At 63.9% G+C, this 18,751-nt stretch carries 18 protein-coding genes; 7 read left to right on the top strand and 11 right to left on the bottom strand.

Annotated features, from left to right (window positions below; genetic code table 11):
- Window positions 1-186: 186 nt before the first annotated feature.
- The 5 genes from AM586_RS09080 to AM586_RS09065 all read right to left on the bottom strand — a co-directional run bounded on the left by AM586_RS09080 (window position 187) and on the right by AM586_RS09065 (window position 4,443).
- On the bottom strand, window positions 187-615 hold the full coding sequence (locus AM586_RS09080) for a bleomycin resistance family protein (RefSeq protein WP_047823653.1): 429 nt from the start codon (window positions 613-615) through the stop codon (window positions 187-189).
- Window positions 616-1,163: 548 nt separating this feature from the next.
- The gene (locus AM586_RS09075) at window positions 1,164-1,937 is read right to left on the bottom strand and encodes a hypothetical protein (RefSeq protein WP_060567040.1); all 774 of its coding nucleotides are present in this window, start codon (window positions 1,935-1,937) and stop codon (window positions 1,164-1,166) included.
- Window positions 1,938-2,422: 485 nt separating this feature from the next.
- Entirely contained in the window at window positions 2,423-3,010 is a 588-nt protein-coding gene (locus AM586_RS28070) for a hypothetical protein (protein WP_162600532.1), read from the bottom strand.
- 336 nt (window positions 3,011-3,346) lie between these two features.
- Window positions 3,347-3,877 (bottom strand): hypothetical protein, encoded by a 531-nt coding sequence (locus AM586_RS09070; protein WP_047823657.1) that lies wholly within the window; start codon window positions 3,875-3,877, stop codon window positions 3,347-3,349.
- Window positions 3,874-4,443, bottom strand: coding sequence for a DUF1579 family protein (locus AM586_RS09065; RefSeq protein ID WP_047823659.1), 570 nt, complete (start codon window positions 4,441-4,443; stop codon window positions 3,874-3,876). The genes AM586_RS09070 and AM586_RS09065 overlap by 4 nt, the downstream gene beginning before the upstream one ends.
- A 129-nt stretch (window positions 4,444-4,572) precedes the next feature.
- Here AM586_RS09065 and AM586_RS09060 point away from each other — a divergent pair, with 129 nt between their 5' ends.
- The 3 genes from AM586_RS09060 to AM586_RS09050 all read left to right on the top strand — a co-directional run bounded on the left by AM586_RS09060 (window position 4,573) and on the right by AM586_RS09050 (window position 8,369).
- Entirely contained in the window at window positions 4,573-6,066 is a 1,494-nt protein-coding gene (locus AM586_RS09060; protein ID WP_047823661.1) for a PLP-dependent aminotransferase family protein, read from the top strand.
- 157 nt (window positions 6,067-6,223) lie between these two features.
- Window positions 6,224-6,952: a translesion DNA synthesis-associated protein ImuA gene (imuA, locus tag AM586_RS09055; protein WP_047823663.1), complete on the top strand. Its 729-nt coding sequence runs from the start codon at window positions 6,224-6,226 to the stop codon at window positions 6,950-6,952.
- Entirely contained in the window at window positions 6,882-8,369 is a 1,488-nt protein-coding gene (locus tag AM586_RS09050) for a DNA polymerase Y family protein (protein ID WP_052233392.1), read from the top strand. The genes imuA and AM586_RS09050 overlap by 71 nt, the downstream gene beginning before the upstream one ends.
- 9 nt (window positions 8,370-8,378) lie before the next feature.
- On the opposite strand, the gene AM586_RS09045 is transcribed toward AM586_RS09050, so the two are convergent.
- From AM586_RS09045 to AM586_RS09020, 6 genes are all read right to left on the bottom strand, one after another.
- The gene (locus tag AM586_RS09045; protein WP_229411085.1) at window positions 8,379-9,188 is read right to left on the bottom strand and encodes an amidohydrolase; all 810 of its coding nucleotides are present in this window, start codon (window positions 9,186-9,188) and stop codon (window positions 8,379-8,381) included.
- A gap of 21 nt (window positions 9,189-9,209) precedes the next feature.
- Complete coding sequence (locus AM586_RS09040; RefSeq protein ID WP_047823667.1) at window positions 9,210-10,490, bottom strand: MFS transporter; 1,281 nt, start codon at window positions 10,488-10,490, stop codon at window positions 9,210-9,212.
- A gap of 22 nt (window positions 10,491-10,512) precedes the next feature.
- The gene (locus AM586_RS09035; RefSeq protein ID WP_047823669.1) at window positions 10,513-11,826 is read right to left on the bottom strand and encodes an MFS transporter; all 1,314 of its coding nucleotides are present in this window, start codon (window positions 11,824-11,826) and stop codon (window positions 10,513-10,515) included.
- A 68-nt stretch (window positions 11,827-11,894) separates the two neighbouring features.
- Window positions 11,895-12,629, bottom strand: a complete 735-nt coding sequence (locus AM586_RS09030; protein WP_047823671.1) for a GntR family transcriptional regulator — start codon at window positions 12,627-12,629, stop codon at window positions 11,895-11,897.
- Between the two features lie 87 nt (window positions 12,630-12,716).
- Window positions 12,717-14,117, bottom strand: a complete 1,401-nt coding sequence (locus tag AM586_RS09025) for a sensor histidine kinase (protein ID WP_047823673.1) — start codon at window positions 14,115-14,117, stop codon at window positions 12,717-12,719.
- On the bottom strand, window positions 14,114-14,779 hold the full coding sequence (locus AM586_RS09020; RefSeq protein ID WP_047824628.1) for a response regulator transcription factor: 666 nt from the start codon (window positions 14,777-14,779) through the stop codon (window positions 14,114-14,116). The genes AM586_RS09025 and AM586_RS09020 overlap by 4 nt, the downstream gene beginning before the upstream one ends.
- A gap of 86 nt (window positions 14,780-14,865) precedes the next feature.
- Between AM586_RS09020 and AM586_RS09015 the strand changes: the two genes are divergently transcribed.
- The 4 genes from AM586_RS09015 (at window position 14,866) to AM586_RS09000 (ending at window position 18,751) form a co-directional block, all read left to right on the top strand.
- A complete protein-coding gene (locus tag AM586_RS09015) occupies window positions 14,866-15,654 on the top strand; it encodes an ABC transporter ATP-binding protein (protein ID WP_047823675.1) in 789 nt (262 codons plus the stop codon).
- 10 nt (window positions 15,655-15,664) lie between these two features.
- Window positions 15,665-16,555 (top strand): ABC transporter permease, encoded by an 891-nt coding sequence (locus AM586_RS09010; protein ID WP_229411086.1) that lies wholly within the window; start codon window positions 15,665-15,667, stop codon window positions 16,553-16,555.
- Between the two features lie 22 nt (window positions 16,556-16,577).
- Window positions 16,578-17,594 (top strand): ABC transporter substrate-binding protein, encoded by a 1,017-nt coding sequence (locus tag AM586_RS09005; protein WP_047823679.1) that lies wholly within the window; start codon window positions 16,578-16,580, stop codon window positions 17,592-17,594.
- Between the two features lie 95 nt (window positions 17,595-17,689).
- Window positions 17,690-18,751, top strand: coding sequence for a porin (locus tag AM586_RS09000; protein ID WP_047823681.1), 1,062 nt, complete (start codon window positions 17,690-17,692; stop codon window positions 18,749-18,751).

Genomic DNA, 18,751 nt, shown 5'->3' with positions numbered 1-18,751 from the left:
CATACCGAAAAAATCACTAAGTGAGGGAATATTTCTATGGGCAAGGCAGCCGTGAATGAATAAAATCGTCACAAGGCGCTGGTGGTAGCGTCCGCTTTCGACCTGAGCAGATCTACGGCGAGGGTGCGTCTCATTACCTTTCAGCACCTGAGATAAGCCACGCCAAAGCGGCGCCTGGACGAGTTGTTAGGCGCCACTCGACTCAGCTGCCGGTTCCAGACCGCAGCTCACCCGGAACACATGCCCGTCTGGATGGCGCACATGCATCTCGCGGACGTTCCAAGGCATGTCCGTGGGTGGCCACGTCACCTCGATGTCATTGTTGAGGCAGTGCTGATGTAGGGTATCAAGGTCTTCTACCCAAACAGACATCCAGACCCCTTTCTCTGCGGACTCATCAGAGTTTGGGCCAAAGGTCGCGGGGAAGCCGCTGGCACCACGGCCGCCTTGGCCGCCTTGGCAAAGAAAAACTTCACATGGCCCGGAGTAGACGCTCCCAAACGTGATCGGCTGACCCCACTCCAAGCCTTTTGTCCAGCCAAGCTTTTGGAACCAGGTAAAGGACTGCTCAATATTCGAGACATTCAATATTGGCGTCAGGTGTTTCACGAGCATGCCTGTCTCCTGTGCGGCGTAACTTTTTATGAACTGCAAAATGCCAATTTAACATGGGTCGCCGCGATTTGAAGTTCAGGCATGACCGGCCGCTTATGGCCGGTTGCTGACACACCTGGACGGCTGCAATCGACCCGAAGCAGAGATTCTTCGACGTTATCACTCATGACTCATCGTCAACGCGGCAGGGGACGCGTTGGCGATGAAAGCAATTTAAGACGGCGCTGACGATTTTATCTCTCTCTGCAGAATTTATCGGATCGCCGCTACCAGTCCCCGTGTCTTCCCATTTCGTAATCGACGCAACGTGAATGATCCGACCGTGACTGAAAAAGCCGGCCTCGACATCGACCCAGATAAGTGCTGATCGGTTCCCATCGACAAACCGCACCGTTTCTCTATCAACCCATTGAACAGTCTGGTTTTTTTCCATTCATAGCTCAACTACTTGAAAGTCCGGTTCGGCCCGACAGCAGACCTACCGAAGCTGTGCAAGCGACCCTTAGCGGACAATCAACGTCTTGGGAATTCGCTTGCGGTTTCAGTCGTTATTTACACGGCCGTTTGCTCCGGTCAGACATTGCATCGATTTCCGCCTGGGTCAGCGTCATTGGTATCGGTTCAGCTGCCGGAAAACCATCCGAACCCATCCGCGCAGGTTTCGGCGGCACTTCGTTCGGGCAAGCTGGCACCGAAGGCGGAAGCGACGCCGCCAAGGCAAATAATTGCTTGCGCAGCGGTGTATCTACGACGTTGGCGTCAATCCAGAGTTCGTAAGCACGTCGCCGCTCGACCCAGGACAGGTGCGATATCGCTTTGCCCGAAGGCGCCTGAAACACGCTGAGCCGTGCCGGCATACCGTTGATGCGCTCGGGCTCATCCTCCGGGGCACGCGAAGTACTGGTGCCATCAACCGACATATCCTGTTCGAATAGCGTCACAGTATGGCCGTCGGGCATGAGAAATCCGCGATACAAGCGCGTATGAGCGGTATTGTCGGGCTCGATCATCGCACCCAAGCTCTTGAAATGGGCGAATTGCGTGCTAGAGAGGTTCACTGGCTGGAACGACAAATCTGCCATGATCGGGGCAGACGGCCGGAATGCAATCCGGTAGCGCTCCAGGTTTGCCTCGCATACCTTCAGGTAGCCGTTCGCTTTTGCTTCGAGAGCCAGCTGCGCTTGGGCTTCAGCAAAGCCGGGAGCTCCAGGCGGGAGGCCAAGCCCACAGGACACGCTACCTGGGGCAGGTCTAGCGTGGGGGAAGGTCATTGGCAGCGCGACTGCGATGGCGGCAAGAGCCCAACCAATATGGCGGCTCATTATTTTTGCATTCATCCTTGCAGCTTAGCAGTTGCGAGACCGCGAAAATACGCGCTTTTCCACTGCTGCTGCCGTTGACTTTGCCGAAGCACGGTTCTTGGCAGCACCCAGCTCAATTCGAAAGACCGCAACCGACCCAGAGCGGCCTATCGCAACTGAACCGACGCAATCGACGCTGGGTCACGGTGAGATCAGTGCTTCCTCATGCGCCGCAGTTTTAGGAAAACAATCGTCGCCAACAGCAAATACACTACAGAAATAGCACCCATTGCAGATTCATCGCTTACACCGAGAACGCGGGCCCAAATGTGCAAAATCGGCGGCACCACCAATATCGCAAAGGAGCTGCCAAGTAACACCAGTGCCAAGGCGGTAGTACGCGTACGGCTCGCAGGCCAATTCTTTCCCGTTAACATTCCGTACTCCCATGGTCAAGTAATGCTCAAGGGCCGCGTTTGGCCGTTGGCGGATAGCCGGGTTTACAATCATCGCACACCAGTGCAGGTGGCTTTCACGATTTTGATAAACATTCCTATCTTCTTGAAATCAATAGGGAAATCAAGCGGCATGCCATTCCCGGTCTTGCATGAGGTTATGTCCGGGTTTACATGTAAGTACGCTTCTGGGGACCAATGTGCACGTAAGCTGATCTGTTGAAGGTCATGCGCAACGTTGAGCCAGTCCATGGATTCCTCGTTCCTGGTGCACACATTCAGCCAACCGCCACTCCATTGAACAAATGCCGAACGGGAATCCCAATTGATTGCCCCGCTTTCTGAAGAAACGGCTCGAAAGCCGTGCGCAACAAGATAGTCACCGAAGGATGCCTTCAACAGCCCATCGAGTTGAGCGTTCTCATTCGATTGATAGGTCAAACAGGATGGATAGCTTGTAATCGCTATCGAGAGCCAACCCACAGTCACTATTGCTGCGAACGCTACCACCACGGCGATGCCTCCCAATAACAGCCACTTGCGGCTAAGAAAACGCTTGATCCGGCTTATCGGGTTAGCAGACATTTTATCCATGGCAAGATTTATTGAGCACAAATCGACGCCAACACGCTGGTTCATGGTCACGAAAATGGAAGAGAAGCTCGGCAGCAGATTGTGAAATCGTCGGCATGGATGGCGATTTTGCCATGGTTTTGGACGGCCGCCCGTGGCCGGTAGCAGCCCCTCTATTACCCACGAGTGTACGGGGCATCGTGACTCGACGACAAGTTGGGAGCCGCTCGGTTACAAGCCTTTGGGGCAGCACGATATGCGTTCCGCTCGTTAACGGGTGGTTTGGCGGACACCGCCTCCGCCAGAGCATTGTGCGCATCAATCAGGCACGTCAAACAAGCGGCTGTTCCGGCAATTCGGAATTGGACGCTGGCGCAGTTCACCAGGCTGCGCCCGATCTGATCACATGCGCGTGTAGCGGTTGATCCAGTTGGTCTCCCACGTCTTGCCGCCGTCGGCCGAAAACGCCTGTTCGGACCGAGCAGTGTCCGGACTGATGCTCCATATCGAAAAGCGCAGCAGGATCTGGCGGCCGTTGAAGCTCTCTTGGTCGTAGAATTCGATCCGCCCGTCGTGCACACCGCCGATTCCCGGCGTGGCGAGTTCGCCTTTTCCGGGCACGGCGAAGTGGATGGTCCATTGATTTGACACCGGGTCAAACAGCCGCAGTGCGAGCAGTTCGACTGCGCCGGCGGGGCCATCCGCCTTGTATTCGGCAAGGTTGCCGCGCCCGCCCCAGAGCGGGCGCACGGTGGTGATGCCGTCCATGTCGCGCCAGTCCGACTTGCCACTTAGCGGATGCATCAGGCGCGAGGAGTGGGTGCGCCAGGTACCGATGTCGAAGTCGAAAGCGTGGCTGGCATCCGCCGGCGCCGCCGCGCAAGCGAGCTGGGTCCAGCACGCCGCAATGGCCAGGATCCAGCGCGGGCTCATGGTGCAATCCTTTCGAGCCGCGCTGCAAAGTAGGTTTCCCAGGTCCTGCCGCCGTCGGCTGACGCGGCCTCCTCGTAGCGATGGCTGTCAGGCTTGATGTCCGACCAGGTACCGCGCACCAGCACCGTCCTGCCGTTGATGACGTCCTGTGCGTACATGTCGGCACGGCCGTTGGCGAAGGATCCAATCGTGGTCGATCCCCTACCCGGGTGCGCGCTGTCGAAAAAGGTCTGGCTCCACTGCCGGGCGCTCGGGTTGTACAGGAACAGGGTGGCGCCTTGCCAGCGGCCGCTCGCTCCGTTGGTCTCGATTTCCTCCAGCTGCGCGCGGCCGCCCCACACCGGGCGGACCGTCACGGTGCCTTCGACTTGCGCGCTGGTGGCATCGCCGCTCTGCGGATGGATGAGCCGCCGGATGTGCGTGCGCCAGGTGCCCAGGTTGAAGTCGAAATCATGCTGCCCGTCGCGCGCGGCCGGTGTCGGCGGTGTATCTGCCGTGGCGTGGCCCACCGTGGCGGCCAGCAGGCACGCGGCGACGGCCGCGCGAAGGTGAATCGTCAAGCCCATCGTGTTCTCCTCGGAGTTGCGGCGGCACCCCCCCCTGAATCGTTCAGGTCGCCCGCCGTTGCAGTATCATCGGCTGGAGTGGACCGGCTAGGAAGGTCCAATTTCGAAAAACTCTACTGGGCCATTTCGATGCGAGAGTCCGCCGGCAACACCCTGTTCGAGCTTGCCTTGCGCTTGCCGGAAAAAGGCTCGCGCCAGGCCGTCAACCTGCTGTATGCCCAGCTGGCCGAGGCGATCCGCGACGGCCGGCTGGCCGCCGGAACCAGGATGCCGCCGACCCGTTCGGCGCCCGCCGTGCTGGGGGTTGCGCGGAACACCGCGGCGGAGCTGTATCACCGCCTGCTCAACGAGGGCCTGCTCGTTGCGCGCCAGGGCGCCGGCACTTTCGTGGCGCCCGCGCCCAGGACCGGGGGGCGCGCTGGATCGAATGACACCAAGCACCAGCTGGCCGCGCTGCGAATCAATCCTGTATGGTTGAGCGATGAGGTCACAGGGCCGATGCGGTTCTGGTCGGACGGGCAGGCGCAGCAGCTGGAACAGGGCGTGGAGCTGCGTCCGGCATTGGTCGATTCGCGCCTTTTCCCGTCGGCCCTGTTTCGTCAGCTGCTGGCGCGCCAGCTGCGCATGCTGGAAACCAGGCCACCATCGTTTCGCAGCCCGCAGGGCAACCAGGGCAACTACGCATTACGCCAGGCGGTGACGCGGCACGTCGCCGTCGCGCGCGCGATTGGCTGCCATGCCGATGACCTGCTCGTCACGGCAGGCGCCCAGCAGGCGTTCGATCTGCTGGCGCGTATGCTGGTCGTGGCAGGCGAGACCGTGGTGGCGGTGGAGGATCCGGGCTATCCTCCGATGCGGGCGGTATTCGCGGCGGCGGGCGCGCACGTCGTACCGGTGCCGGTGGACCACGAAGGCATCATCGTCGACGCGATACCGCGCAATGCGGCCGTCATCTGCGTCACGCCGTCGCACCAGTTCCCGCTTGGCGTCGCGATGTCGCCGCAACGGCGCCAGGCGCTGCTGGCGCATGCGCGCGGCGCGGGTGCGGTCATCGTGGAAGACGACTACGACGGCGAATTCCGCTTCGATGGCGCGCCGCTGTCGGCGCTGCGCACCAACGAGGCGGCCGATCACGTGTTCTACGTCGGGACGTTTTCAAAGTGCATGCTGCCAAGCCTGCGCCTGGGCTTCGTCATCGCGCCCGCGTGGGCGATGCCGGCGCTGGTGACGGTGAAGAACTGTCTAGACTGGCACTGCCCAAGCTTCCTGCAGCTGGGCGTAGGCGCGTTCGTCGCCGACGGTCACCTGACGCGGCATGTGCGCAAGATGCGGCAGATCTATCGCCAGCGCCGCAAGCTTGTGCTCGATGCGCTGCGGCGCGATTTCGGCGGCAGGCTGACCGCGATCCCGTCCACCTACGGCATGCACATCACCGCACTGCTAGGCGACCACGATGCGAACGACGTGGCCGCGCGCATGCGCGATGCCGGCTTTCGCATGCACACGCTGGATCGCTACTACATGGGCGAGACGCGCAGGCAAGGGCTGGTCATCGGCTGCGGCATTGCCGACCAGGACCAGCTCGCATCAGCGCTGAACGCACTGGACCGCCTGATCACCTGATGTCCGCCCGTTGGGTGTCCGCTGCCGACTTAGTGACGACTTCATTCACCCGGTGACAGCTTCTTCCATGCTTCACAAGCACGTTACAAAAGATAAACCTTGCCAAAACCTGAAGAGGCTAGTACTGTATAAACATACAGTATTTCTTTGCGTCACCATGAACAACAACTGCTCAGATTTCAACTCGGCAGCGCCGGAATCCTTGCATCCGTCGCTCTGGCGCGCCTCGCAGCTGGCGCGTTCCCACACCCGCTGCGTGGACACCGGTCACGCGGCCCTGTCCGCGCAACTGCCCGGCGGCGGCTGGCCGGCCGGGGCCCTGGTCGATTTGCTGCTGCAGCAGCCCGGCATCGGCGAGATGCGCCTGCTGCGGCCCGCCCTGGCGTCGGTAGCGGCGCGCCGCATCGTGCTGCTGCAGCCGCCCCATCCGCCGCAGGCGCTGGCCCTGGCCGCGCTGGGGGTGCCGCCTTCGCAGCTGATCTGGCTGCGCGCCGGCCGCACGGCCGATGCGCTGTGGGCGGCCGAACAGGTGCTGCGCAGCGGCAGTTGCGGCGCGCTGCTGGTCTGGCAGAACCAGATACGCAGCGACAGCCTGCGCCGCCTGCACCTGGCGGCGCAGGCCGGCGAGACCCTGTTCTTCATGATGCGTCCGCTGGCGGCGGGCCAGGATGCCTCACCGGCGCCGCTGCGCCTGGCGCTGCGGCCCCAGGCCGGCGGCCTGGAGATCGACTTCGTCAAGCGCCGTGGGCCGCAGCGCGATGCGCCGCTGTTCCTGCCGCTTTCCTCCAACCTCCTGCAAACGCACGTTCACCGCCATGCGCCTGTGGATCGGCCTGTCACTGCCCCGGCTCCCGCTGGAAGTATTCAGTCCCAGCTGGTGCACTGACGCCGGCAGCGTCGTGCTCGAGCAGGAGCGCGTGCTGGCGATGTCCGGCATGGCGCGCGCCGCCGGCGTGCAGCCCGGCATGCGCCGCGGCGGCGTGCTGATGCTGATGCCCGAGGCCCAGGTCCACGAGCGCTCGCCGCAGCGCGAAGCCGAAGCCTTGTTTGCGGTGGCGATGGCGATGCTGCAGTACACGCCGCAGGTGGCCGAGGCCGAGGAGGGGACGCTCCTGATGGACGTCGGCGCCAGCCTGCGCCTGTTCGGCGGCGTCCTCGCGCTGTGCCGGCGCGTGCGCGCGAACGTGCGCGCGCTGGGCTTCACCGTTTCGCTCGGCTGCGCCCCGACCGCGCGCGGCGCCTGGCTGCTGGCGCGCGCGGGTGGACGTGCGCGTGGCCAACGCACGGTCAAGATGCCGTCGCTGGTGCGCCGCCTCGACCTGCTCGACCTGCTGCTGGCGCCGCCCGCGCGCTCCTTCGCGGCCTGGTTCGAGGGCATCGGCTGCGCCAGTTTCGGCGAGCTGCGGCGCCTGCCGCGGCCCGGCCTGCAGCGGCGCTGCGGGCGGGCGTTGCTCGACCTGGTCGATGCCGCCTACGGCCTGAGTCCGGAACTGCACGAGTGGATCGCCGCCCCCGAAGCCTTCGGTGCGCGCCTCGAACTGTTCGACCGCATCGACGACGCCGAACTGTTACTGGCGGGCGCCCGGCGCCTGCTGCTGCAGCTGACCGGCTGGCTGTGCGCGCGCCAGCTGGCGGTCGAGCGCATCGTGCTCAAGCTCGAGCACGAGCGCGGCCGGGTGGCGCGCCCGCCCACCTGCGTCGAGGTGGCGCTGGCCGAACCGGCCTGGCGCGACGAGCACCTGGTGCGCCTGCTGAAGGAACGCCTGGCCAAGCTGGTATTGGAAGCGCCGGTGATCGGCCTCGGGCTGGAGGCGCAGCAGCTGCAGCCGATGGCACCTTTGAACGAATCACTGTTCCCGGAGCCGGGCGGCACCGAGGAAGACCGCATGCGCATGCTGGAGCTGCTGGTCTCGCGCCTGGGCGCCGAAAACGTCCTGCAGGCCCTGCCGATGGCCGACTACCGGCCGGAGCAGGCGAATATGTGGGTGCCGGTCCAGCAGAAGCTTAGCGACCGCGCGCGCAATGCGCAGATGCCGCCCGACGTGATGAGCCTGCCGCGCCCGACCTGGCTGCTGGCCAAGCCGATCGCATTGCTGATGCGCGACCACCGGCCCTTCTACGGCTCGCCGCTGCGCATGGCCTCGAACGCGGAGCGGATCGAGGCCGGCTGGTGGAACGGCCCGCAGACGCGCGACTACTTCATCGCCGAGGGGCAGGACCATGCGCTGTACTGGGTGTACCGGGAGCGGATCGGGGCGGACGATATGGAGCCGCGCTGGTATCTGCACGGCTTGTTTGGGTGAAGAAGGTGCTTATCGAAACCGGAACAGCGTCGCCGGCGTATCGACCAGCACCATCCGGCGCTCTTCCGTATCCGGCAGCCAGGTGTCGAGCGCCCGGCGGGATTGCGGGTAGCCGACGTCCTGTTCGAATTGCGTATGCGGCCAGTCGCTGCCCCACACCAGCCGGTCCATGCCGAATGCCGCGCGCAGCAGCGGCATGGCGTCCAGGGCGATCTGCTGGCCGCGGCCATTAGCGCCATTGCGGTAGGCGCCGGAGAGCTTGACCCAGACACGCCGGCTGGCGGCGGCTTCCAGCAGGGCACGGAAACCGGGATCGTCCACGCCGAGCACCGGATCGGGCCGGCCGAAGTGGTCGACGACCACCTTGACGCTGGCATCCAGCAGCGGCGCCAGGACCTTCGGCAGCCGCCCGGCTTCGTGGTGAACTTCGACCTGCCAGTCCATCTCCGCCAGGCGTTGCAGCAATGTACGCCAGGGGGCGCCCGACAAGTCCGGCACGGCCGCGTTGCCGACCAGGTTCAGGCGGATGCCGACGACGCCGGCGGCGTCCATCTCTTGCAGCGCCGCCAAGGAAACCGCCGGATCGACCACCGCGATGCCGCGCAGCCGTCCCGGCATGGCGTGCAGGCCGGCGAGCAGATAGCTGTTATCCGTCCCCAGGAAGCTGGGCTGGACCAGCACGCCGCCTGCGATATCGTGCCGGTCGAGCATCCCGAGATAATCGGCGAGGGTCGCGTCGTAGGCGGGCGCATAGCGCCGCACGCTGGCCAGCTTGAGGCCGCGTTCGAAGATGTGGGCGTGGGTATCGATGGCTTCCATGTGAATCGGACTTGTCTTCATTCAGTGCCGGATGCGGACCGCAGCAGGCGCCTGGCCTTCCTGGTCCGGCGTTTCTTCTTCCAGCTGCTTGCCGCGGGTTTCCGGCAAGGCCAGGACGGCCACGACGACCAGGGCATAGGCGATGCCGGCGTCCACGCCGATCGCGGCGCCGAGCGACATCTTCGTGCTCATATGGCCGACCAGCACCGGGAAGCCGGCCGAGACGATGCGGCCGAAGTTGTAGCAGAATCCCACGCCGGCGCCACGCATCTCGCTCGGATACAGTTCATTGAACAGGGCGCCCAGGCTGGCCGGAATGCCGGCGGCAAAAAAGCCGAGCGGGAAACCGAGGAACAGCATCGCGGTATTGCTCAGGTCGAGAAAGACGTAGGCCAGGACGGTCACGACACAGCAGGCTGCGAACAGGATCAGGTTGGGACGGCGTCCCAGGCGGTCCAGCAGGTAAGCGCTGGCAATGCAGCCGCACCAGAAGGCGACGATGATGATCGCCAGGTAGCCGCTGGTGCCCAGCACCGACAGGTGGCGCTCGGTTTTCAGATAGGTCGGCAGCCAAGTCATCAGCGCATGATAGCCGCCATGCGCGCCCACGCCGACCAGGGCGCCTACCAGGGTCAGGCGCAGCACGTCCGGCCTGAAGATGGCGAGCAGGTCGCGCGCGCCCGGTTTCGCCAGCGCCTTGGCCTCGGTAAAGCGTTCCGGTTCGGTGATGTTGCGGCGTACATAGACGATCAGGAAGGCGGGCAGGATTCCGATGCCGAACATGACCCGCCATGCCATCTCGGGCGACAGCAGCATGTACACGGTGGAATACAACAGCACCGAAGCGCCCCAGCCCACCGCCCATGCGCTCTGGACGGTCCCCATGACCTTGCCGCGATGCTCAGGCCGGATGACCTCGGCCATCAGCACGGCGCCCGCCGCCCATTCGCCGCCGAAGCCGAAGCCCTGCAGCGCTTTCAGTACCAGCAGCTGGTGGAAGGTCCCGGCGAAGGCGGACAGCAGGGTGAACAGCGAAAACCAGACAATCGTCAGCTGGAGCGCGCGCACCCGGCCGATACGGTCCGATACGGCGCCCATGATCCAGCCGCCGAGGGCGGACGAGACGAGGGTGACGCCGCTGATCAGGCCCGCGTCCGTCTTGTCGAGGCCGAAGGTGGCGATCAGCGCCGGGATGGCCAGGCTGAACATCTGCACGTCGAGTGCATCGAGCGCCCAGCCGCCGAAGCAGGCCCAGAAGGTCTTTCTCTCCCGCGGCGTAATGTCGCGATACCAGTTGAACATGGCTGTCTCGGAGTAGGATCGATTAACGCTTACGGGTGAGCAGCCACAAGACCACGCAGCCGACGGCCGAAATGAAGGCAATCGGCAGCAGGGCCAGCGCAAAGCTGCCGGTGGCGTGCTTGATGGCGCCGAGCAGCGAGGAGCCGGCGAAACCGGCCAGGTTGCCGATGGCGTTCACTTGCGCCAGTCCGGCCGCGGCGGCCGCGCCCGGCATCCATTCGCTGGCCAGCGCCCAGAACGGCCCCTTGAAAATATAGGTGCCCGTGACGGCAAACACCAGCAGGACGATGGTCAAGGCAAGCGAGCTCTGGACGAAGGGGACCAGCACCAGGCTGAGCGCCACTGCCGCCAGGGGCAGGCCGCTGTGCCAGACACGTTCCTTGGTACGGTCCGAGTGCTTGCCCCACCACAGCATGAGAATGGCGGCGATCCCGAAGGGAATCGAGTTCAGCAGGCCGGTCTGGAAGGTGGACAGGCCGAAGGACTTGATGATCTGCGGCTGCCACAGGGACAGGCACTGGCTCGCGCCGGATGCGCCGGCGTACACCAGGGCCGCCGCGAGCACATAGCGGTTCAGCAGGATGTCGCGCAGGCTGCCGTGCTGCTTGCCCTTGCCGGTCTTGCTGGCCGCTGCACTTTCCGTGTCCAGCTGGCGCGTGAGCCAGGTCTTCTGTTCGGTATCCAGCCACGTCGCGTCCTGCGGCTTGTTGGTCAGCAGCCATGGCGTCATCAGGCCGAGCAGGACTGCCGGGACGGCTTCGATGATGAACATGAGCTGCCAGCCCTGCAGGCCGAACAGGCCGTCCAGTTGCAGCAGCGCCGCGGACAGGGGCGAGCCGATGAAGCTCGACAGGGGCACGGCCACCATGAAGATGGCGATGATCCGGGCCCGGTAGGCGGCCGGGAACCATTGGGTCAGGTACAGGATCACGCCGGGGAAGAAGCCGGCCTCGGCGGCGCCAAGCAGCATGCGCATGCCATAGAACGAGTTCGGACCCGAAATGAAGGCGGTTGCCGCCGACACGAGGCCCCAGCTGATCATGATACGGGCGAGCCACACCCTGGCGCCCACCTTCTGCATCGCCAGGTTGCTGGGAATTTCGAACAGCACGTAGGTCAGGTAGAACAGGCCGCCGCCGAGTCCGAACGCCGCGGCATCCAGGCCGATCGCCTTGTTCATCGTCAGCGCCGCGAATCCGACATTGACGCGGTCGATAAAGGCGATGAAGTAGCCGATCATCAGGATCGGGAGCAGGCGCCAGGCCACCTTGCGCATGGTCTCTCGTTCAAGGTCCGAGACGACGCGGGTCGTCTTGTCTACAGTCGTGGAATGCATGTCTTCCTCAGTTCAAAAAATGGCGTAATCAAGCGGGCCCTTCCTGTCTGTTGCAGGCGGGCCTCTGTTCAGCGGATGTCTACGTGGTAGCGGAATTTGTCGGCGGGGCCGCGCGAGCGCCGCCACTCGAGCGGCTGGCGGTCATAGCCAAACGCGAGGCGCTCGACGACGATCACGGGCGCGCCGGGCGGCAATTGCAGCAGCCGTGCGTGCACCTTGTCGACCGCTTCGGCAGTCAGGTCTTCTTCGGCGGAAGCGATCACCTGGCCGCAGGATTCTTCATACAAGGGATACAGCAGGTCACCGAATTCACTGGTATCGATGTCGAGCAAGGCCGCGAACTTTTCCTTGGGCAGCCAGATGGATTCCGCCAGCAGGGGCGTGCCATCCAGCACACGCAAGCGCGATAAATGAATGACGTCGGCGCCTGCCGGAATGCGCAGTGCGGACGCAACTGCCGACGGCGCTTCCATCACTTCGCGCCGCAGGATCCGGCCCTCCGGGACTTTCCGTTCGCCCGAGTCTTTCTGGAAGCGGAAGAAACGGAACAGCGAAGAGTCGAAGCGTGCGCGCCGTACGAAGGTGCCTCTTCCCTGATAACGCTCCAGCGTGCCTTCGGCAACCAGCATGTCGATGGCCTTGCGGACCGTGCCGATCGATGCGCCGAACTGCTTGACCAGGTCGGCTTCCGTCGGAATGGCCTCGCCCGGCCGCCATTGCTGCTTGGCGATCCGTTCGCTGAACTCGTCCCGCAGGCGTTGATACAAGGGGAGCCGGTCATCGTGTCTCAGGGTAAAGTTCATTTATACCTCTAATCATATATATGAATATGTGGTGCGAACTTTAATGAGCTTCTGATGCAGCGTCAATAAGAATTTGAGATGCTGTGTCTAAGGATGAACGGTTGCGGGGGCGCTTTCGCCACGCGCGGCAGGAATACGCAGGATCACGACGAAGTGCCCGGCCGGGGTGTATCTGAACTCCAGGACACCGTCGTGGGCGCGCATCACTTCCTCGACGATCGACAGGCCGAGGCTGGCGCCGGAACGATCGCCGCCACGGGCGGCAAAGGGCTTGCGGATCCGTTCCTGGTCCGCCGCAGGGATGCCCGGCCCGTCGTCGACGATCCGCAGTTCCCAATCCGGTCCCGCGCGCGCGAGCTCGACATGCAACAGCGCCGGCGCCCCATAATCCAGAGCATTGGCGAGCACGTTCTTGACCGCTTCCCGCAGCGTGACCGGGTCGCCCATGACGGCGCACGGCGCATCCGGCGCGTCGAATTCCAGGTCGAGCATGCGGCTGGCGTGGCACGACAGCATGTCGGCCATCTCTTCGCGCGCCAGGCGCGCCAGGTCGATTTCCTGGCGCGGCACCGAGTCGGCGCGGTGCTGCACCATCGCGTGGTTGATCAGCTGGTTCACCAGTTCTCCCAGGTTCCGGGTCAGCTCGCCCAGGCGCGCCACGTGGCGGCGGCTGCCGGCCTGGTCCCGCTCCATCGCCAGCATTTCCATCTGCGAGAGCAGGGCCGCCACCGGTGTGCGGAGCTGGTGGGCGGCATCGCCGATCACGCGCCGCATCATGGAGCGGCGCTGCGCAAGCCGTTCGACGAAGTCGTTCAGCGAGGCCACCAGCGGATGGATTTCGGCCGGGACTTCCTCGGTGAACGGCGCAAGGTCGTTCAGGTCGCGCCGACCGATCGCGGCGACGATCTGCTTTAGCGGCGCCAGCGCCTGGTACAGCGTGAACAGGGCGGCGAGCAGCGTCAGCACCCCCGCGGCAAGCACCAGCAAGGCGGTATTCGCACCGAGCTTGTCGGCGAAGGAATTGCGTGCGTTGTTGGTATGCGCGAGCATCACCACCGCCCACGGATTGGAACCCGCAACCGGCATGCGCCGGCCCACGAAGACGATCCTGACGGGCAGCTCATGGTAGCTGCCCTTGACCACCACCGGCCCGCTCTCGAGCTCCTTCCAGGGAATCGGCGGGCGGAACTCGGTGTCGCCGGCCACGACACGCCCGGCGGGATCGAGCACCGCATAAAAGACCTGGTCGCCCGCGGTCAGCATCGACAGCGCCGAGATCGGCGCGTCCACGTTCACCTCGCCGTTTTCGTACCAGGTGCGTTCGGCTACCTGCAGCGCACTGCCGATCAGCAGGCGGTCGTAGACGTCGCGCGCCGCCATCCGGGTGGACAGGACGATGGCGGAAATCAGCAGCACGCCGCTGATGGCCAGCACCAGCCCGATCCGGATCGCCAGGCGGGCGTAGAGCGAGCGGCCCGGCGCCCTCATGGGCGGACGGCCTGGTAGCCCAATCCGCGCAGTGTCCGGATCTCGAAGTCGGCGCCGGCCAGCTTCTTGCGCAAGCGCGCCATGTGCTGTTCCACCGTGTTGGCGTTCGGATTGTCGTCGAGGGTGAACAGCTTTTCGATCAGTTCGTCCTTGCCGAAGATGCGCCCGGGGCGCGCGATGATGATCTCGAGCAGCGCCACTTCGCGGCGCGTGAGCTCGAGGGGCAGGCCACCCAGTTGCGCCGTACGGCTCTTGCGGTCCAGGGTCACGTTGCCGAAGCTGAGCAGGTTGGTCGAATCGCCGCCGACACGGCGCAGCAGCACGCGGATGCGCGCTTCCAGTTCGCGGAAATCGAAGGGCTTGATCAGGTAGTCGTCGGCGCCCAGGTCGAGTGCGCGGACCCGCTCCTCGATCTCGGCGCAGGCGGTGAGCATCAGTACCTGCGTGCGCAGGCCGCCCGCGCGCACGCGCCGCAGCAGTTCATAGCCGTCCAGGCCCGGCAGCATGATGTCGAGGATGAGGAGGTCGTAATGGTCGGCGGTGACCTTGGCGGCGGCGCTGGCGCCGCTGGCATCGCGGTCGACGCAGTGGCCGAGGCGTTCGAGATGCGCGCACACGGCATCGGCAACATCGATCGAATCTTCTACGACAAGGATACGCATGCGGGCTTTTTTCGAGGTCAGGTTCGCTACAGGTACGAACATTATGATCAGGATTCCATAAAAAAACCAATCCATTGGAGACACTCATGACGAGCAATCACTCCACGCCTGCGGGCGATGGCGGCCCCGCGCCGCTCCTCGAAATCGACAGCGTGACCCTGCAGTACAAGACCGCCGACCACCTGGTGACCGCAACGCGCCAGGTCAGTTTCCAGGTCTATCCGTCCGACCGCTACGTGCTGCTGGGCCCATCGGGCTGCGGCAAGTCGACCCTCCTGAAGGCGATCGGCGGCTACATGGAACCGGCGCACGGCGCCATCCGCCTGAAGGGCAAGACGGTGACCGAACCGGGCCCGGACCGCATGATGGTCTTCCAGGAATTCGACCAGCTGCTGCCGTGGAAAACGGTGCGCCAGAATGTCGAGTTCGCGCTGCATGCGAGCGGACGCCTGAAGGGTGCGGCGGCGGCGGAACGCGCCGAGTACTACATCGAGAAGGTCGGCCTGGCCAAGTTCATCGACAGCTATCCGCACATGCTCTCGGGCGGGATGAAGCAGCGCGTGTCGATCGCGCGCGGCATGGCGATGGAGCCGGACGTGCTGCTGATGGACGAGCCCTTCGCCGCACTGGATGCGCTGACCCGCCGCAAGATGCAGGACGAGCTGCTGCGCCTGTGGGACGACACCCGCTTCACGGTGCTGTTCGTGACCCACTCGATCGAGGAAGCGATCCGCATCGGCAACCGGATCCTGCTGCTGTCGCCGCATCCGGGACAGGTCAAGGCCGAGCTGAATAGCGTTCCTCCTGGCGAGCTGGGGACGGCAAGCCAGGCGCAACTCGAAACGCGCATCAACGACATGCTGTTCGCACATTGAGGAGACCATCATGACTTCGCTTTCCATGAGCAAGCCGCGCACCGAGCCTTATGTGCGTCCCGAATTCGTGCTCGATACGCAGGCGCCCGAGACGACCCAGGTGCTGCGGCCCCTGTCGCTGTTCGAAACCGTGTACCGCCAGGGCTGGCTGCGCAAGTGCGTGATCCTGGCCGTCCTGGCCGTGATCTGGGAACTCTACGGCCGCTGGCTCGGCAATCCACTGTTGTTCCCCAGCTTTTCGCAAACCGTCAGCGCCTTCGCCGACGGCATCCTGAGCGGCGTGCTGATCGAACGCGCGGCGGGCTCGATGCAGACACTGCTGGTCGGCTACGGCATCGGCATCGCCCTCGCGGCGCTGTTGACGACGGTGGCGATCAGTTCGCGCATCGGCACCGACCTGCTCGAAACGATGACCTCGATGTTCAACCCCCTGCCGGCGATCGCACTGCTGCCGCTGGCCCTGATCTGGTTCGGCCTCGGCACCGGCAGCATCATTTTCGTGCTGGTGCATTCGGTGCTGTGGGCAGTGGCGCTGAATACGCACGGCGGCTTCCGCGCCGTCTCGGCGACCTTGCGCATGGTCGGCCGCAACTACGGCCTGAAAGGATTTTCGCTGGTCGGGAAGATCCTGATTCCCGCGGCATTCCCGAGCATCCTGACCGGCCTGAAAGTGGGCTGGGCATTTGCATGGCGCACCCTGATCGCGGCGGAACTCGTGTTCGGCGTGTCATCCGGCAGCGGCGGCCTCGGCTGGTACATTTTCGAAAACCGCAACCAGATGGAAACCGCCAACGTCTTTGCCGGCCTGTTCTTCGTGATCATGATCGGCCTGGTCGTGGAAAATCTCGTGTTCGCCACGATCGAAAAACGCACCATCCGCCGCTGGGGCATGCAGCACTGACTATTAAAAACTGGAGACAAGCATGACACGACGTACTTTCATGGCCGCCGCCGCGCTGGCCGCATTCACCCTGGCCGGCGCGCCCCTGAGCGCCCAGGCCGAAGCTTCCACGGTCCGCATCTCGCACGGCTATGGCATCCTCTACCTGCCGCTGATGGTCATGCGCGACCAGCAGCTGATCGAAAAGCAGGCGCAAAAGCTGGGGCTGGGCGCGGTCAAGACGACCTGGCTGACGCTGGACGGCGGCAATGTGATCAACGACGCCATGTTGGCGGGTAACCTGGACATCGCCGGCACCGGCGCTCCCGGCTTCATCACCCTGTGGTCGAAGGCGCAGGGCATCCCGCGCTCGGAAGTGACGAGCCTCGGCGCATTGAGCACCTCGTCGCTGTGGCTGAACACGAATAACCCTGCCATCAAGTCCCTCAAGGACTTCACGCCGAAAGACAAGATTGCGGTCCCCGGCATCAAGACCTCCCTGTCGGCCGTGGTACTGCAGATGGCTGCCGCCAAGACCATGGGTGCGGAAAACTACGCCAAGCTCGATCCCATGACGATCAGCCTGAGCCACCCGGACGCGGTTGGCGCTCTGCTGTCCGGCAAGACCGAGGTCACGGCGCACTTCACGTCGCCGCCGTTCTCCTACCAGGAACTGAAAGATCCGAAGATCCACCGCATCCTCAATTCCAGTGAATTGCTGGGAAATATCACGCTGGATGTCGTGTTCGCTCCCAAGCATTTTACGGAAACCAACCCGAAACTGACCCAGGCCTTCATGGCGGCCCAGGAAGAAGCCAATGCCTACATTGCGGCGAATCGCAAGGGCGCGGCTGAAATCTTCCTGCGCGTATCCAAGGTCAAGATGAACCAGGCGGAAGTCGAGCAGATCCTGGCCGACCCGGACACCCAGTTCAGCACGACCCCCACCGGCATGATGGAATACGTCTCCTTCATGAGCAAGGCACGCACGATCAAGACCAGCCCGGCCAACTGGACGGACCTGTTCGTTCCCGCGTTCAAGTCCCGCAAGGGCAGCTGAACGGAGGCGGCTCATCGGCCGCTTACCCATCGGCAGGGAATCAGGGAACGGAATGCATTCCCTGCCGACATAACAATGAAATAACCGGAGACATCATGAAGAAAGCGACGCTCGCGCTCGCCGTCCTGGCAGCGCTTTGCCTGAGCGAACAGGCCGCAGCCCAGGAAAACGTACAGCTCTATGGCATCCTCGATGCCGGCGTGTCGTACACCAACCATGCCGATGCCAACGGCGGTTCAGTAACACGCGTCATCTCGGGCGGCAGCAACACGTCCCGTTGGGGCCTGCGCGGCAGCGAGAATCTCGGTAACGGCCTGAAGGCGGTGTTCAACCTGGAAGGCCAGGTCAATGTGGACACGGGCGACAACGGCGGCACGCTGTTCAAACGCCAGGCCAACGTCGGGCTGGACGGGAGTTTTGGCCGGGTCATCATCGGCCGTTCGTTCACCACGACCTATGACCTGGTGAGCAAGTTCGATCCGATGGGCTATGCGCCGAACTATTCCTGGGCAACCACCGGCAGCGCCACCGGCCCCTCGAAATATGGCATGACAACGGCCTTCGACAACCTGGTCAAATACACCGGGCATGCGGGCGGCTTCACCCTCAGCGCGACGGTCGGCCTGGGCGAACAGCCGGGCAGCGCCAGCGACGGCCGCAAGTATGCGCTTGGTGGCACCTGGTTCGGCAACGGCCTGGGCGTCATGGCGACCTACGAGCAAATCAACGGCAACAACGTGGCCGCCACCGGGCGCCACGATGAGACCCGGGCCTATCACCTGGGTGCCGATTACACTTCCGGCCCGTGGAAGTATACGGCTGCGATGCGCGGCTACAAGCTCGAATCCGGCAAGGCCGCCACCGCCGACCTGCGCGCCGATACCTACTGGGCCGGCGTGAACCGAGTGATCGGCAAGCTGACGCTCACCGGCGCCGTCTACCATATCAATACGCTGAACGTGCCTGCAGAGAAGGACGCCGATCCGACCATGCTGGTGCTGCGTGCGAAGTATGCGCTGTCGAAGCGCACCTTCCTGTATGCCGTCGCGGCGCATGCCAGGGCCGATCACGGCCAGCTGACCGGACTGTCGCGCGACGAAGCGGGATTCGACAGCACGCAGACCGGCATCACCACCGGCATCCAGCATCGCTTCTGA

Source organism: Massilia sp. WG5, from assembly GCF_001412595.2.
Lineage (GTDB): Bacteria > Pseudomonadota > Gammaproteobacteria > Burkholderiales > Burkholderiaceae_D > Telluria.
This window is presented reverse-complemented; position numbering and strand designations above follow the sequence as displayed.

Coding starts and splice junctions, on each gene's coding strand:
- AM586_RS09080 (WP_047823653.1), bottom strand. CDS start 615: ATGCTCGTGAAACACCTGACGCCAATATTGAATGTCTCGAATATTGAG.
- AM586_RS09075 (WP_060567040.1), bottom strand. CDS start 1,937: ATGAGCCGCCATATTGGTTGGGCTCTTGCCGCCATCGCAGTCGCGCTG.
- AM586_RS28070 (WP_162600532.1), bottom strand. CDS start 3,010: ATGAACCAGCGTGTTGGCGTCGATTTGTGCTCAATAAATCTTGCCATG.
- AM586_RS09070 (WP_047823657.1), bottom strand. CDS start 3,877: ATGAGCCCGCGCTGGATCCTGGCCATTGCGGCGTGCTGGACCCAGCTC.
- AM586_RS09065 (WP_047823659.1), bottom strand. CDS start 4,443: ATGGGCTTGACGATTCACCTTCGCGCGGCCGTCGCCGCGTGCCTGCTG.
- AM586_RS09060 (WP_047823661.1), top strand. CDS start 4,573: ATGCGAGAGTCCGCCGGCAACACCCTGTTCGAGCTTGCCTTGCGCTTG.
- imuA (WP_047823663.1), top strand. CDS start 6,224: ATGAACAACAACTGCTCAGATTTCAACTCGGCAGCGCCGGAATCCTTG.
- AM586_RS09050 (WP_052233392.1), top strand. CDS start 6,882: ATGCGCCTGTGGATCGGCCTGTCACTGCCCCGGCTCCCGCTGGAAGTA.
- AM586_RS09045 (WP_229411085.1), bottom strand. CDS start 9,188: ATGGAAGCCATCGATACCCACGCCCACATCTTCGAACGCGGCCTCAAG.
- AM586_RS09040 (WP_047823667.1), bottom strand. CDS start 10,490: ATGTTCAACTGGTATCGCGACATTACGCCGCGGGAGAGAAAGACCTTC.
- AM586_RS09035 (WP_047823669.1), bottom strand. CDS start 11,826: ATGCATTCCACGACTGTAGACAAGACGACCCGCGTCGTCTCGGACCTT.
- AM586_RS09030 (WP_047823671.1), bottom strand. CDS start 12,629: ATGAACTTTACCCTGAGACACGATGACCGGCTCCCCTTGTATCAACGC.
- AM586_RS09025 (WP_047823673.1), bottom strand. CDS start 14,117: ATGAGGGCGCCGGGCCGCTCGCTCTACGCCCGCCTGGCGATCCGGATC.
- AM586_RS09020 (WP_047824628.1), bottom strand. CDS start 14,779: ATGCGTATCCTTGTCGTAGAAGATTCGATCGATGTTGCCGATGCCGTG.
- AM586_RS09015 (WP_047823675.1), top strand. CDS start 14,866: ATGACGAGCAATCACTCCACGCCTGCGGGCGATGGCGGCCCCGCGCCG.
- AM586_RS09010 (WP_229411086.1), top strand. CDS start 15,665: ATGACTTCGCTTTCCATGAGCAAGCCGCGCACCGAGCCTTATGTGCGT.
- AM586_RS09005 (WP_047823679.1), top strand. CDS start 16,578: ATGACACGACGTACTTTCATGGCCGCCGCCGCGCTGGCCGCATTCACC.
- AM586_RS09000 (WP_047823681.1), top strand. CDS start 17,690: ATGAAGAAAGCGACGCTCGCGCTCGCCGTCCTGGCAGCGCTTTGCCTG.